8 protein-coding genes and 1 tRNA gene are annotated in these 15,046 nt (G+C 63.9%); 5 read left to right on the top strand and 4 right to left on the bottom strand.

The window, feature by feature from the left end; genetic code table 11:
• Positions 1-527: 527 nt before the first annotated feature.
• A tRNA-Arg gene (locus ASF77_RS14115) sits at positions 528-603 on the bottom strand.
• Positions 604-835: 232 nt separating this feature from the next.
• Between ASF77_RS14115 and ASF77_RS14120 the strand changes: the two genes are divergently transcribed.
• On the top strand, positions 836-1,786 hold the full coding sequence (locus tag ASF77_RS14120; RefSeq protein ID WP_056340503.1) for a cytochrome c5 family protein: 951 nt from the start codon (positions 836-838) through the stop codon (positions 1,784-1,786).
• Between the two features lie 290 nt (positions 1,787-2,076).
• A complete protein-coding gene (locus ASF77_RS14125; protein ID WP_229445449.1) occupies positions 2,077-4,395 on the top strand; it encodes a hypothetical protein in 2,319 nt (772 codons plus the stop codon).
• 147 nt (positions 4,396-4,542) lie between these two features.
• On the opposite strand, the gene ASF77_RS14130 is transcribed toward ASF77_RS14125, so the two are convergent.
• Positions 4,543-6,609 carry a M13 family metallopeptidase gene (locus ASF77_RS14130; protein ID WP_056340508.1) on the bottom strand — a complete coding sequence of 689 codons (2,067 nt, stop codon included), beginning with the start codon at positions 6,607-6,609 and terminating at the stop codon, positions 4,543-4,545.
• A gap of 154 nt (positions 6,610-6,763) precedes the next feature.
• Entirely contained in the window at positions 6,764-8,848 is a 2,085-nt protein-coding gene (locus tag ASF77_RS14135) for a M13 family metallopeptidase (RefSeq protein WP_056340510.1), read from the bottom strand.
• A 522-nt stretch (positions 8,849-9,370) separates the two neighbouring features.
• Between ASF77_RS14135 and ASF77_RS14140 the strand changes: the two genes are divergently transcribed.
• From ASF77_RS14140 to ASF77_RS14150, 3 genes are all read left to right on the top strand, one after another.
• Positions 9,371-10,807, top strand: a complete 1,437-nt coding sequence (locus ASF77_RS14140; RefSeq protein ID WP_056340513.1) for a S41 family peptidase — start codon at positions 9,371-9,373, stop codon at positions 10,805-10,807.
• Positions 10,808-10,902: 95 nt separating this feature from the next.
• Entirely contained in the window at positions 10,903-12,024 is a 1,122-nt protein-coding gene (locus ASF77_RS14145) for a beta-ketoacyl-ACP synthase III (RefSeq protein WP_056340515.1), read from the top strand.
• A gap of 171 nt (positions 12,025-12,195) precedes the next feature.
• The gene (locus tag ASF77_RS14150; RefSeq protein WP_056340519.1) at positions 12,196-12,954 is read left to right on the top strand and encodes a hypothetical protein; all 759 of its coding nucleotides are present in this window, start codon (positions 12,196-12,198) and stop codon (positions 12,952-12,954) included.
• Positions 12,955-12,961: 7 nt separating this feature from the next.
• Here the strand turns inward: ASF77_RS14150 and ASF77_RS14155 are convergent, their stop codons facing one another.
• A complete protein-coding gene (locus tag ASF77_RS14155) occupies positions 12,962-14,992 on the bottom strand; it encodes an NADPH-dependent 2,4-dienoyl-CoA reductase (RefSeq protein WP_056340522.1) in 2,031 nt (676 codons plus the stop codon).
• Positions 14,993-15,046: the final 54 nt, after the last annotated feature.

A 15,046-nucleotide genomic window follows, 5' to 3' on the forward strand; every position in this document is an offset into this window, starting at 1 on the left:
AAGCGCCGGCACAGCTTCAGCAATGACATGTCGCCGGCCGAGTATGAAAAGCAGTATTTTCAGCGGCTCTCGAGTGTCTAGAAAAGCCGTGGCGATTCATCCTGTACCTAAACTCTAGGCTCACACCCGCCGGCAAGGGCGCTATAGACGGACTTGTGTTACACAGCTGAACGTCCGCAGTCGATAGCGGATGTACACGTCCACTGTCGCGCATTAAGATGGCGGCGGGCCGAAACTTGGCTGATCGTGGCAAGCTTTGCTGCAGACACCATGTGCTGAGATAAGGTGGGCTGCCTTTAGTGCCCGGACCCCAAGCGCGGAAGTGCACGCTTCACGGCGGCTGATACCGCTCGCAGAGTCGATCCCAGCCTTTAAAGGGAGGTCAGGCCGGGTACGCAAACGTCATGCCGCTACACAGGCGAAGTTAAATTGGCTGAATCGGGGTACACGGTGGGTACACCGAGCAATAGTAGTGATGAACTTCAAGAAGCCTACGCTTGGAAAATCACGTAACCTTTTGATTTTAATGGTGCGGCTGGCTGGGATCGAACCAGCGACCCTTGGCTTCGGAGGCCAATACTCTATCCACTGAGCTACAGCCGCACGGGAGGCGCGTCAGAAGTGTCGCGTGAAAAAAGCTGCGCGATAACGCCTGAGCGATGCGAAGGATACATTCTTTCGCGCCCCCCGTCCATGGAAAGTAGAAGTTGCAAACGAGGCATGTGCCATGCGGCATCTTTTGAGACTATAATCGCCGATTGGCGGCCTTTGCAAAAAGTCATGCAGGAAGAACAAACGCCGGATAGCAGGTTTTTTTAATCGTATTAAGGAAATCATGAGCGACGCACACAATGAACAATCGTTTATCCGGACACCCAAGCAGCTGATCGGGGTGGTCGCAGGCTTCTTCCTGGTAATCGTTATCGGCATCATCCTGCTGGTCTCCTTCGTCACCAACGACAAGCTGGAAGGCGCCGGCACCAACAGCCTCGGCCCGGAAGCGGTTGCGCAGCGCCTGCGCCCGGTTGCGGAAGAAGGTTTTATTCTGCGTGACGCGAACGCGCCGAAGGTGTTGCAGGCCGGTGGCGCCGTATACACCGCCGTCTGCGCCGCCTGCCACGCCAGCGGCGCCGCGGGCGCACCGAAAACCGGCGTCGCCGGCGACTGGACGGCGCGCCTGGCGCAGGGCTACGACACGCTCGTAAAACATGCGATCGAAGGCATCCGCGCCATGCCAGCCAAGGGCGGCAATCCGGATCTGGACAATGTGGAAGTCGAGCGCGCCGTGGTCTACATGGCCAATCAGAGCGGCGCCAAGTTCAAGGAACCGGCCGTTCCCGCGCCTGCCGCCCCGGTCGCCGCTGCCGCTGCCGCCGCCGGTACCGAAACGGCTGCTGCGCCGGTCGCTGCGAACGCCGCCACCGCAGCGCCCGTCGCCGGCACCCCGGCCAGCGCCGCCCCGGCTGCCGCGCCTGCCGCCGCTACCACCCCTGCCCCGGCTGCCGCGCCAGCAGCTGCGCCCGCCGTTGCCAATGCCGACGCCGGCAAGGCTTTATATAACAGCGCCTGTATCGCCTGCCACGGCGCCGGGATTGCCGGTGCGCCGAAACTGGCGGACAAGGCGAACTGGGCGCCGCGCATCAAGCAGGGCAATGCAGTGCTGTACGAGCATGCGATCAAAGGTTTTCAAGGCAAGGCCGGCGTGATGCCGCCGAAAGGCGGCTCGACTGCGCCGGATGCCGATGTCAAGGCCGCGGTCGACTTCATGGTGGCCTCTGCGCGTTGAGTGAACGCAGCAAACGGCAATGGAAACCGCCCATTGGGCGGTTTTTTTATTGCGTAAGAAAGAGAAAAGGGCAATATAAATACACAAGTTGCGATTTATAAGCGAATAATATTCGTAAATGAATCGACAATGTTGTGTTGTATTTGGACGAAATGTTGAACAGCAGGGCTGATTTTGCTGTTAGAGAGTTTTGCTTTGGCGTAACCTTTAGAAATTCCACGGGGCAATAATTTATTCCCCAAAGTAACTTCTGAAGATCTGCCATGACTCTCCCACTCCAAAATTTTGCAATGCGAATTGCCGCAATCGCGGCATTCGGCACCACGCTCGTGGCCTGCGGCGGCGGCGGTGGTTCCAGCTCGACGGCCAGTGTGGCAACGAGTTCGACGGCGGCGCCGGTGGCGCCAGCGGCCGCACCCGTGACGGCAGCGCCAGCCCCGGTGGCGGCGCCCGATGCCAGCGCGCCAGTCGCGAATACGACGGCCGTGCCGGCCGAAACCAGCCTCGCGGCGCTGGCTGCGGCAACCCCGGCCGCACCGGCGGCCGCGCCCGTGTCGGCCAGCGTCGCTCCAGCGAACACGACCACCGCGGCGACGACGACCGCGTATAGCGTCTTCAACATGGTGACCGACGTGCGCGTCCAGAACACCAGCGCTACGGCGCAGGCGGCCCTGCCGGTCACCTTCGGCCAGGTATTCGCCGTCGGCGACCTGCTGCCGAGCGACTCGCTGGTCGGCCGTTTCGACAATGGTAGCACGATCTCCCTGCAGCTCGACGTCAAGGCCACCCATCCTGACGGTTCGGTGCGTCACGCCGTTGTTTCCGGTATGGTCGAAAACATGGCCGCGAACGAAACGCGCACCCTGTCGCTAATGAAGTCGAACGCCCCCCACAGCACCGGCATGGGCCCGAAGACGCTGCTGATCAACGGTTTCAGCTCGTCCGTGCACGCCACCATCAACGGCGTGCGCTACAACGCCTCGGCCGACGACATCATCAAGAAGGGCGGCGCCTACCAGACCTGGCTCGCCGGCGCCGTCGCCAACGAATGGCATGTGTCGGCACCGCTGACCACCGCCGACGGCGTGGCCCACCCGCACCTGACGGCGCGCTTCGCGATCCGCTGGTACGACGCCATCAAGAAGGCCCGTGTCGACGTCACCGTCGAAAACGCCTGGGCCTACGAGGCCAATCCGCAGAATTTCACCTATGACGCCGAAGTCATGGTGCGCGGCGAGGTCGTGTACTCGAAGTCGGCCATGACCCAGTACCACCACACCCGCTGGCGCAAGACCTTCTGGTGGGGCGGCGACGCTTCCCAGGCCTACGTCAAGCACAACACCGGCTACCTGATCGCCAGCCGCGCGCTGCCGAACTACGACCAGAGCGTGGTCGTGCCGGAATCGACGTTCACCGAACTGAAGTCGAAGTGGACGGGCGCCGCCATCGAACCGATGGGCGTCGGCCTGGCCAACCCGTACATGCCGAGCACCGGCGGACGCAACGAGATCGGCCTGCTGCCCGGTTGGGCGGCCACCTACCTGCTGTCGATGGACAAACGCGCCAAGGACATCACCCTCGGCAGCGGCGACCTGGCGGGCAGCTGGTCGACGCACTACCGCGACAAGAACACCGGCCGTCCGGTCAGCCTGATGGACTATCCATACATGACCATCCTCGGCATCACGACCGATACCCGCAATCCGACCACCAAGCAGCTCGAAGCCTTCCCAAAGTGCGCGGTCGGCGCCAGTTGCAGCACGCCGAATACCCACGACACCTCGCACCAGCCAGGCTTCGCCTATCTGCCTTACCTCGTGACCGGCGACTACTACTACCTGGAAGAGCTGCAGTTCTGGGCCATGTACGACGTGTTCGCCTCGAACCCGGGCTACCGCAAGAACATCCTGGGCCTGCTGGAGCCGGATCAGGTGCGCGGCCAGGCGTGGAGCCTGCGCACGCTGGCGCAAGCGGCCTATATCACGCCGGACGACGACCGCCTGAAGTCGCACTTCGCCCGTGTCCTGACGAGCAACCTCGACTGGTACAACACCGAGTACACCGATAACCCGGCGGCCAACGTCTTCGGCGTCATCGCCACCAAGAGCGCGGTCATCTACAACAACCGGCGCGGCATCGCTCCGTGGCAGGACGACTTCTTCACCGCGGCGATCGGCCACGCGGCCGAACTCGGTTTCGCCGGCGCCAAGAAGCTGCTGACCTGGAAAGCCAAGGCACCGGTGATCCGCATGGCCGATCCGGGCAACTGCTGGATCGACGGCGCGCTGTACTCGATGAACATCCGTGACTCAGAGACCAGCCCGTACTACACGACCATGGCCGAAGCCTCGAAGGCCAGCCAGACGGCGACCTTCCAGTCGCTCGCCTGCGGCAGCGCCGAAATGGCGGCCTTCCTCAAGCTGAAGGTCGGCGAAATGACGGGCTACTCGTCGAGCATCGCCGGTTATCCGTCGAACATGCAGCCGGCCCTGGCGTATTCGGTCGATGCCCGCCTGCCGAACGGCAGCAAGGCCTGGGCCCAGTTCATGGCCCGTACCGTCAAGCCGAACTATGGCCTGAGCCCGCAGTTCGCGATCGTGCCGCGCTAAGCCCTGCCGCTGCACCCCTAGACGCCCCAGCCGCCGCCAGGCCGCTGGGGTTTTTTCATGGCCGCGTTTTTTCATTAAAACCAGGGCGAAAAAAACACCGCCGGGCGCGGGGCCGGGCGGTGTCGTTCGCTTGAAACTACCAGCAGCTTACCAGATGATCACGCGGTCTTTCGGCGCCAGGTACATCTTGTCGCCCTGCTTGACCTTGAAGGTTTCATAGAAACCTGGCTGGTTCATCAGGGTGCCGTTGGCGCGGAACTGGCCCGGCGAGTGCGGGTCGGTTTTCACCTGGGCGATACGGGCCGGCTCGCGCATCTTTTCGCGCCAGACCTGCGCCCAGCCCATGTACAGGCGCTGTTCGCCGCTGAGGCCGTCGATGACCGGGGCTTTTTTCCCGTTCAGCGAGATTTTATAAGCCTTCGCCGCGATCGCCAGACCCGAGTTGTCGGCGATGTTCTCGCCGAGGGTCAGTTCGCCGTTGACGTTATAGCCCGGCAGCGGGCTGTAGCCGTTGTACTGCTTGACCAGCTGGGCGGCCTTGGCCTTGAAGTTCTTGTGATCCGACGGGCTCCACCAATCGCGCAGGTTGCCGTCGCCGTCGTACTGGGCGCCCTGGTCGTCGAAGCCGTGGCTGATCTCGTGGCCGATGACGGCGCCGATGCCGCCGTAGTTGACCGCGTCGTCCGCGTTGGCGTCGAAGAACGGCGGCTGCAGGATCGCGGCCGGGAACACGATCTCGTTCATCTCCGGGTTGTAGTAGGCGTTGATCGTCTGCGGCGTCATGCCCCACTCTTCGCGGTCGATCGGCTTACCGAGCTTGTTGATCTCGCGGTCGGCTTCGACCACGCGCGAACGCATCACATTGCCGACCAGGTCGTCACGCTTGACGACGAGGGCCGAATAATCCTTCCACTTGTTCGGGTAGCCGATCTTCGGGGTGAACTTGGCCAGCTTGGCTTGCGCTTCCTTCTTGGTCGCCGGGCTCATCCAGTCGAGCTTGTCGATGCTCTGTTTATAGGCCGCCAGCAGGTTCGCCACCAGCTTTTCCATGCGCGCCTTGTGCTCGGCCGGGAAGTATTCGGCCACGTACAGCTTGCCGACCGCTTCGCCCTGCGCACGCTCGACGGCGCCCACGCCGCGCTTCCAGCGCGGTTCCATCTGCGTCACGCCCGACAGGGTCTTGCCGTAGAAATCGAAGCGCTCGTCGACGAAATTCTTCGACAGGAAGCTGCCGTAGGATTCGATCAGGTGCAGCGACAGGTAGGCCTTCCAGGTGTCGAGCGGGGTCTTGTTCGAGACGTCGACGAAGGCCTTCAGGTAGGTCGGCTGGCTGACGATGACATAGCTGGCCTTGCCCGACAGGCCGGCGGCGTCGAACCAGCTCTTCCAGTCGTAGCCTGGCGCGACCTTGTCCATCTCGGCGACGTTGACCTTGTTGTAGGCTTTCACCGGATCGCGCAGCTCGACCTTGGTCCACTGCACTTTCGCGATCTCGGTTTCGAAGTCGACGATGGCTTTCGCATTCGCGGCGGCGTTCTTGTCGCCGGCCAGCGCCAGCATCTTCTCGGCGTGCTGCTGGTACTTGGCGCGGGTCTCGGCCAGCTTCTTGTCGTCGGCCTTCAGGTAGTAGTCGCGGTCGGGCATGCCCAGGCCGCCCTGCATGATGTCGGCGACGTACTTGGTCGAATCCTTGTTGTCCTGGTGGATGGCGAAGTCGAAGGGAACGCCGACGCCGATTTTACCCAGGCGCGCCAGCATGGCCGGCAGTTCCGACTTGTCCTTCAGTGCGGCGATCTTGTCCAGTTCGGCCTTCAGCGGCGTCACGCCCAGCTGTTCCAGGCGCGCTTCATCCATGAAGCTGGCGTAGAAGTCGCCGATGCGCTGGGCATCGGTGGCGGCAGCCGGGTTGCTCGCGGCCGATTTTTCGATGATGCCGCGCAGGCGCGGCAGGGTGTTGTCGCGCAGCTGCATGAACGAACCCCAGCTCGCCTTGTCGGCCGGGATCTCGGTGTTTTTCAGCCACTTGCCGTTCAGATATTCAAAGAAATCGTCCTGCGGACGCACCGACGGTTCGATGTATTCGGTGGCGATGCCCGAGGCCAGCACCGGTGCCTTGGTACTCTTGGCCGTCGCGGCGGCGCCGGATGCGGTCTCGGCCTGGGCGACGCTGGCGACCAGCGCCAGCGTCAATGCGCTCAGCAAATGTTGTTTCATATGTCTCTCTTTTTTGTCTTGGTGTGGGATAGGTACCAGGTCAATCCGGCCCGGCGCTCGTGGCGCGGGCCGGTCTTGTCATGCAACGGCGGAAAATATGCATGCCATGCATACGCGAGGTAGGCATGGCATGCGGTTGCGCCGATCGACGACTTTACCAGATAGTGACGCGATCCTTCGGCGCCAGGTACATCTTGTCGCCTTCCTTCACGCCGAAGGCTTCATAGAAGGCCGGGTGGTTCATGACGGTGCCGTTGGCGCGGAACTGGCCCGGCGAGTGCGGGTCGGTTTTCACCTGCACGATCTGCTGCGCCTCGCGCATCTTGCTGCGCCATACCTGGCCGAAGCCCATGAAGAAGCGCTGGTCGCCGGTGAAGCCGTCGATCACCGGCGCCGGCTTGCCCTTCAGCGAGATCTTGTAGGCCTTGTAGGCAATGGCCAGACCCGAGTTGTCGCCGATGTTCTCGCCCAGGGTCAGTTCGCCGTTGACCGGGTAGCCCGGCAGCGGGCTGTAGTTGCCGTACTGTTTGACCAGCATGTCGGCGCGGGCCTGGAAGGCGGCGCGGTCTTCCTTCGTCCACCAGTCGCGCAGGTTGCCTTCGCCATCGGACTGGCTGCCCTTGTCGTCGAAGCCGTGGCCGATTTCGTGGCCGATCACGGCGCCGATGGCGCCGTAGTTGACGGCGTCGTCGGCGCGCATGTCGAAGAACGGCGGCTGCAGGATCGCGGCCGGGAACACGATCTCGTTCATCGAGCTGCTGTAATAGGCGTTCACCGTCTGCGGCGTCATGCCCCACTCTTCGCGGTCGATCGGTTTACCCAGTTTCGTGATGTTGCGGTTGTAGCCGAATTCGGCCGCGCGCTTGACGTTGCCGACCAGGTCGTCGGCGCGGATCGTCAGCTTCGAATAGTCGCGCCACTTGTTCGGGTAGCCGACCTTCGGCACGAACTTGGCCAGCTTGGCTTGCGCTTCCTTCTTGGTCGCCGGGGTCATCCAGTCGAGGGTGTCGATGCTCTGGCCGTAGGCGGCGGTGACGTTTTTCACCAGTTCTTCCATGCGCGCCTTGCGTTCGGCCGGGAAGTATTTATTCACATACTGGCGGCCGGCGGCTTCGCCTAGCGCGCCTTCGACGACCGAGACGCCGATCTTCCAGCGCGGACGGTTTTCGGTGACGCCGGTCAGCGCGGTGCCGTAGAAGGCGAAGTTGGCGTCGACGAAGGCTTTCGACAGGTAAGGCGAGTATTCGCGCAGCAGCTGCCACTCGAAGTACGACTTCAGGGTGGCGAGATCGGTCTTGGCCAGCACTTCGTTGAAGCCGCTCAGGTAGCTCGGCTGGGCGACGATGATGTAGTCCAGCTTGTTGCCGACGCCGGCGGCGGCCAGCGCCGCGTTCCAGTCGTAGCCCGGGGTCAGCGCGCCCAGTTCGGCCACGCTCATCTTGTTATAGCGTTTCACCGGGTCGCGGTTCTCGACCTTGGTCCACTGCACCTTGGCCAGTTCGGTCTCGAAGGCGACGATGGCCTTGGCTTGTTCGGCGGCGTTCTTTTCGCCGGCCAGGGTCAGGATCTGCGCCACGTGCGCCTCGTACTTGGTACGGGCGTCGAGCATGCGCTTGTCGTCGAGCTTCAGGTAGTAGTCGCGGTCGGGCATGCCCAGGCCGCTCTGGCCGATGTAGGTCGCGTACTTGGTGGAAGCGCGCGCATCCTGGCCGACGCGGATGCCGTAAGGAGTAGCGACACCGATTTTCGACAGGTGGGCGATCAGGTTCGGCAGGCCCTTCTTGTCCTTCAGGGTGCGGATGCGCTGCAGCTCGCCCGCCAGCGGCTTGGTGCCCAGGGTTTCCAGGCGCGCTTCGTCCATGAAGCTGGCGTACAGGTCGCCGATCTTCTGGACGTCGGTGCCGGCCTTTTTGTTCTTGTCCTTCTGCGCCGTTTCGATGATCTCGCGCAGGTGCGCCTGGCTGTCGTCGCGCAGCTGCATGAAAGTGCCCCAGCTGGCCTTGTCGGCCGGGATCTCGGTTTCTTTCAGCCACTTGCCGTTCAGGTAGGTGAAGAAGTCATCCTGCGGGCGCACCGAGCTGTCGATGAACTGGGTGTCGATGCCCGAGATCAGGGTGCTGGGCGCGCTTGCCGTGGCGACCGCCGCGGCGGGCGTGGCGGTGGACTTGGCGGCGTCGCCGGCGTGGGCGAAGGTGGCCAGCACGGACAGGGTCAGGGTGCTCAGAAGGGTACGTTTCAAGGGAAGTCCTCGTTTGCCGAAAAAGTTTGCCGAATAGGTAAGCCGAACAGGGTTGTGACGCACCCCGCTGCGCGGCGACAGCTGTCGTTACACGACGTCGCCTGGATACCGCGGCATGGGGCATCTTGCAAGAATGCCCGATCCGGCCCCATCCGTCGAGAGGGAATGTGGCAAAAATGACGAGACCGGGGCTCCCGGCGCATTCGGCGGGAAGCCTGTATTGACGGGCGCTATGGCGAACCGGACAAAAAAACGCCCGCGCCGGGGGAGCGCGGGCAAAACCACCTTGGCGGTGGAGAGAGAAAAACTGGAATCGACTATAGGACGCGGCCGCGGCCGCCGTGACCACTCTTACAATTACTTACTGGAAGCACAACTTCCTTTACAACTGGCCCGTGCGTCCTTGCGCCCCTTTGCGCGGGCGCACCCCGAACCGGGCCCGATTCGGGTTTATACTGGGGGCGCGCTATCTCATGCGTGCCGGGCTCACCCTGCGTCACCACCGCCTCACCACCAACAGCTATGGGCTCCACTCTCAAGAATTCCGGCCTGATCGTCGTCGGCGTCGCTGCCGGCGTCGCCGTCACCATGCAGTTTTCCGCGCTCGCCTACAAACCGGTGGAGCCGAGCATGCCGCTCGACCAGCTGCAGCAGCTGGCCAAGGTGGTGGAAGTGATCCACTCCGATTACGTCGAACCGGTCGAAGGCGGCAAGCTGCTCACCAGCGCCATCTCCGGCATGGTCGACGCGCTCGACCCGCATTCGGCCTATCTCGATCCGGCCGCCTTCCGCGAGCTGCGTGAAGGAACCGAAGGCAAGTTCGTGGGCCTCGGCATCGAGATCGGCGAGAGCGACGAGGGCTATGTCGAAATCGTCGCGCCGATCGAGGATTCGCCAGCCGAACGGGCCGGCATCCAGGCGGGCGACCTGATCACCCGCATCGACGGCGCCGATGTGCGCGGCCTGGGCCTGGAAGAAGCGGTCAAGCGCATGCGCGGTACGCCCGGCACCCGCGTCACGCTCACCATTGCGCGCGCCAGCACGCCGCAGCCGCTGGTGCTCACCGTCGAACGCCAGGAAATCGTGCAGAAAAGCGTCAAGGCGAAGATCGTCGAGCCGGGCTACGGCTGGCTGCGCATCGCCCAGTTCCAGGAGCCGACGCTCGACGACATGGTGAGTAAGCTGGCCGAGCTCGCGCGCAAGGAACCGCATTTGAAAGGGCTCGTGCTCGATCTGCGCAACGACCCCGGCGGCCTGCTGCAAGGGGCGATCGGCGTGGCCGCCGCGTTTTTGCCGGAAGGCGCGGAAATCGTTTCCACCAATGGGCAACTGGCCGAATCGCGCCAGCGCTTTTATGGCCAGCCCGAACACTACATGCTCAGGAGCGGGCGCGATCCATTGCTCGGCATCCCGGCCGTCTATAAAACGCTGCCGCTGGTGGTGCTGGTGAATACCGGTTCGGCCTCGGCGTCGGAAATCGTCGCCGGCGCGCTGCAGGATCACAAGCGCGCGGCCATCGTCGGCACCCCGACCTTCGGCAAGGGCTCGGTGCAGACGATCCGCCCGATCGGGCGCGACGCCGCCGTGAAACTCACCACGGCGCGCTATTTCACGCCCAGCGGCCGCTCGATCCAAGCGCGCGGCATCGTGCCCGATTTCGCCGTCGACGAAAATGCGGACAACGACGGCCTGAACGCGCTGCGCCTGCGCGAAGCCGACCTGCAGCACCACCTCGCGGGCGACGGCGGCCAGGAGCAGAAGACCCGTCCCGACGACATCGAAGAACAGATGGCGCTGCTCGATGCGGCGCGCGACCGCCAGCCGCTGGCCTATGGCAGCGCCACCGATTTCCAGCTGGCGCAGGCCGTCAAGCACCTGAAAGGCGAGCCGATGCAGTTGTCGAAGCGGCCAGTGCCCCCTACCCTGGCGCGCCACCAGGCGCCGCAGCTGGGCCGGTGATGGCCTTCCCGACAATTCCCAGGCGTGAGCCGATTGTGTAGAATCGCCCTCATTCACGCGGGAATCCCCCGTTATCTCCTTTGAAAGTCCCCACCATGAAACCTGTCGTCATCAGCGGCACCGGCCTGTTTACGCCTCCGTATTCCATCTCGAACGACGAGCTGGTGACGGCGTTCAATGCCTACGTCGAGCTGCACAATGCCGAGAATGCCGCCGCCATCGCCGAGGGCAGCGTCACCGCGCTGGAACCCTCGAGCAGCGGTTTTATTGAAAAAGCCTCCGGCATCAAGTCGCGCTACGTGATGGAAAAAGAGGGCATCCTCGACCCAAGCCGCATGACTTCGCGCATCGCCGAGCGCGGCGACGACGAACTGTCGCTGCAGGCCGAGATGTGCGTGGCCGCCGCCAACGATGCGCTCAAACGCGCCGGCCGCGTCGCCGCCGACATCGACATGGTGCTGGTCGCCGCCTCCAACATGCAGCGCGCCTACCCGGCGATGGCGGTCGAAGTCCAGGAAGCGCTCGGCATCGAGGGCTATGGCTTCGACATGAACGTGGCCTGTTCCTCGGCCACCTTCGGCATCCAGACCGCGATGGCGGCCGTGCAGACCGGCCAGGCGCGCGCCGTGCTGGTCTTGAATCCGGAAATCACCAGCGGCCACCTGAACTTCCGCGACCGCGACAGCCATTTTATTTTCGGCGACGCCTGCACCGCGATGATCATCGAAGCGGCCGACACCGCCGTCGGCGAACACCAGTTCGAGATCCTCGAGTCGAAGCTGAAAACGAAATTCTCGAACAACATCCGCAACAACTTCGGCTTCATGAACCGGTTCGACGAAGCCGGTGTCGGTAAAGCGGATAAACTGTTCCGCCAGCAGGGCCGCAAGGTGTTCAAGGAAGTGTGCCCGATGGCCGCCGAGATGATCCGCGAAACGGTGGAGACGGCCGGCCTGCAGATCCCGCAGGTGTCGCGCTACTGGCTGCACCAGGCGAATTTGAATATGAACCTGCTGATCGCGCGCACCCTGCTCGGGCGCGACGCGGAACCGAACGAGGCGCCGGTGATTCTCGACACCTATGCCAACACCTCGTCGGCCGGTTCCATCATCGCCTTCCACAAATACCAGGACGACCTGCCGCAGGGCGCGCATGGCGTGATCTGCTCGTTCGGCGCCGGTTATTCGATCGGCTGCGTCGTCGTGCGCAAGAAGTAAGTCCCCTCCTCCGCTCGTCCTCCCCGGGCTGCGCCACCTGGCGCAGCCTGTCTCGATTGCCCCCTGTCGCAAGTCCGCAACCCCACCCGCGCACTGCTGAAATTCCGTTGCAATAATATATATTGTTTCTGCTAAGATCAGTTTCAATAATAATCACAACCGGAGATTGGCATGGGAGAGATGCTGGAGAATCAGGCGCTACGCGCCGACACCCGCCTGCTTGTCGTCGCGCCGGGCGACCTGTTCGGCGTTCACCGCAAGCTGGTCGCCGTCGCCTTGCTGCTGTTGCTGGCCCACACCGGCGCCATGGCGCTCAAATACTACGCCGGCAACGACACCGCCTTCGGCCTGGTGCCGCTCTTCGATTTCTATGAAGAGCGCAACGTGCCCACCTATTTTTCGTCGCTGAACCTGCTGCTGACGGCAGCCCTGCTGTATGCGATCGCGCGCCTGGCGGCCCAGGGCGGCAAGCACCAGGGCCACGCCTGGCGCATCCTGGCCGGCGGCTTCCTGTTCATGTCGATCGACGAGTGCGCTGATCTGCGTATGATCCTGAGCAAGCTGGCCAAGTCCGTCGCCGGCGCCCAGCTCGAAGCCGTGCCGCTGCTGACGGTGGCGTGGACGGTGCCGGTGGCGCTGCTGCTGCTGGTGCTGGCGGCGTATTTCATTCCCTTCCTGCTGCGCCTGAAGCCGGTCTACATGGTGCACTTCACCCTGGCTGGCGCCGCCTTCGTGTTCGCCGCCATCGGTTTCGAAACCATCGAGGGCCGCCACGTCGCGCTGACCCATGGCGTGCGCGATGTCGCCTTCATGCTGATGGTCACCGCCGAGGAAACGCTGGAAATCTTCTCGATCCTGTATTTCCAGTATTTCCTGCTACGTTATCTCAACGAATACCACCGCAACGTCTACCTGCGCCTCAGTTACTAGCACGCGACTAGAGCCGCGCCGCCAGCTGCGCGCCTTCACGGATCGCGCGCTTGGCGTCGAGCTCGGCGGCCAGCACGGCACCGCCGATTTTGTGGAAGGCGGTGGCGGCATGCGGCTCCCCCGCGCTCAGTTCGTCCAGGCTTTCCTGGCCGGCGCAGATCACGACGTTGTCGACCTCGAGCACACGCTTTTCGCCGCCGACGCTGATGTGCAGGCCGGCGTCGTCGATGCGCTCGTACTGCACGCCGGCCAGCATCTGCACCCCGCCGCGCGTCAGCGCCGCACGGTGCACCCAGCCCGAGGTTTTACCGAGGCCCGCCCCGGGGCGCGTGGTTTTCCGCTGCAGCAGATACAGCTGGCGATAAGGATGGGCCGGCACCGGTTTCACCAGGCCCCCCTCCACCGTCGCATTCAGGTCGACGCCCCATTCGCCCGTCCAGGTCGGAATCGGCTGCGGCAGCGGGTGCGCCGGATCGTGCAGCAGGAATTCGCCCGTATCGAAACCGATGCCGCCGGCGCCGATGATGGCGACGCGCTTGCCGACCGGCGCCTTGTCGCGCAAGACCTGCAGGTACGACAGCACTTTCGGGTGCTCGATGCCGGGAATGGCCGGCATGCGCATGCGCACGCCGGTGGCGACGATGACGTCGTCGAAACCGGCCGCCAGCAGTTCCGCGCGCGTCACGCGGCGGTTCAGCTGCACGTCGACACCGGTCGTTTGCAGCTTGCGCGCGAAATAGCGCACGGTCTCCGTGAACTCTTCCTTGCCCGGAATCTGCATGGCGACGTTGAACTGGCCGCCGACCCGGTCCGAGGCTTCGAACAGCGTGACCGCGTGGCCGCGCTCGGCGGCGACGGTCGCCGCCGACAGCCCGGCCGGCCCGGCGCCGACCACGGCAATCCGGTGTGGTTGATCGGTCTTCGCGTAGACCAGCTCCGTCTCATGGCAGGCGCGCGGATTGACCAGGCAGCTGGCGCGTTTACTTGAAAACGTGTGATCCAGGCAGGCCTGGTTGCAGCCGATGCAGGTGTTGATCTCATCGACGCGGCCGCTGGCCGCTTTCAGCACGAAGGCGGCGTCGGCCAGGAAGGGACGCGCCATCGACACCATGTCCGCGTCGCCGCGCGCCAGGATGTTCTCGGCATCCTGCGGCATGTTGATGCGGTTCGAGGCGACCACGGGAATCGACACCTCACGCCGCAGGCGCCCGGCCACGCTGGCAAAGGCGGCGCGCGGCACCGAGGTGACGATGGTCGGCACGCGCGCCTCGTGCCAGCCGTAGCCGGTATTCAGGATGGTGACGCCGGCATCCTGCAGCGCACGCGCCACGGTCACCACTTCGTCCCAGGTATTGCCGCCTTCGACCAGGTCGAGCACGGAATGGCGGTACATCAGGATGAACTCCGGCCCCACGGCCTGGCGGATGCGGCGCACGACTTCGACGGCGAGGCGCATGCGGTTCTCGATCGGCCCGCCCCAGCGGTCGGTACGGCCGTTGACGCGCGCGCACAGGAACTGGTTCAGCAGATAACCCTCGCTGCCCATCACCTCGACGCCATCGTAGCCGGCCAGCTTGGCCAGCTTGGCGCAGCGGACATAGGCGCGGATGATGGCCTCGATGCCGCGCTCGCTCAGTTCCTTCGGCTTGAATGGCGAGATCGGCGATTTAATGGCGGAGGCGGAGACGACGAAGGGTTGATAGCCATAGCGGCCCGCGTGCAGGATCTGCATCAGGATCTTGCCGCCCTCTTCGTGCACGGCGCGCGTCACGCGGCGGTGGTTCGGCACGTCGCCCAGCATGTTCAGGGTGCCGCCCAGCGGCAGCAGCCAGCCCTGGCGGTTCGGAGAGATGCCGCCGGTGACGATCAACCCGACGCCGCCGGCCGCGCGTTCGCGGTAAAAGGCGGCCAGCTTGCCGTAGTTATAAAAACGGTCTTCGAGGCCGGTGTGCATCGAGCCCATGATGACGCGGTTCTTCAGGGTCGTGAAGCCGAGGTCGAGCGGGGCGAGGAGATGGGGGTAGGCGGAATTTATCATCCCGGCATTAAATCGCGAATCCGTGGAGCCGGGGTTCTAAACGTATGAAGGCAC

The organism is Massilia sp. Leaf139, from assembly GCF_001424165.1.
Classification (GTDB): domain Bacteria; phylum Pseudomonadota; class Gammaproteobacteria; order Burkholderiales; family Burkholderiaceae_D; genus Telluria.

Bases quoted from the DNA above. Each gene is read 5' to 3' on its own strand.
- ASF77_RS14120 (WP_056340503.1), top strand. From the start codon at position 836: ATGAGCGACGCACACAATGAACAATCGTTTATCCGGACACCCAAGCAG.
- ASF77_RS14125 (WP_229445449.1), top strand. From the start codon at position 2,077: ATGCGAATTGCCGCAATCGCGGCATTCGGCACCACGCTCGTGGCCTGC.
- ASF77_RS14130 (WP_056340508.1), bottom strand. From the start codon at position 6,609: ATGAAACAACATTTGCTGAGCGCATTGACGCTGGCGCTGGTCGCCAGC.
- ASF77_RS14140 (WP_056340513.1), top strand. From the start codon at position 9,371: ATGGGCTCCACTCTCAAGAATTCCGGCCTGATCGTCGTCGGCGTCGCT.
- ASF77_RS14145 (WP_056340515.1), top strand. From the start codon at position 10,903: ATGAAACCTGTCGTCATCAGCGGCACCGGCCTGTTTACGCCTCCGTAT.
- ASF77_RS14150 (WP_056340519.1), top strand. From the start codon at position 12,196: ATGGGAGAGATGCTGGAGAATCAGGCGCTACGCGCCGACACCCGCCTG.
- ASF77_RS14155 (WP_056340522.1), bottom strand. From the start codon at position 14,992: ATGATAAATTCCGCCTACCCCCATCTCCTCGCCCCGCTCGACCTCGGC.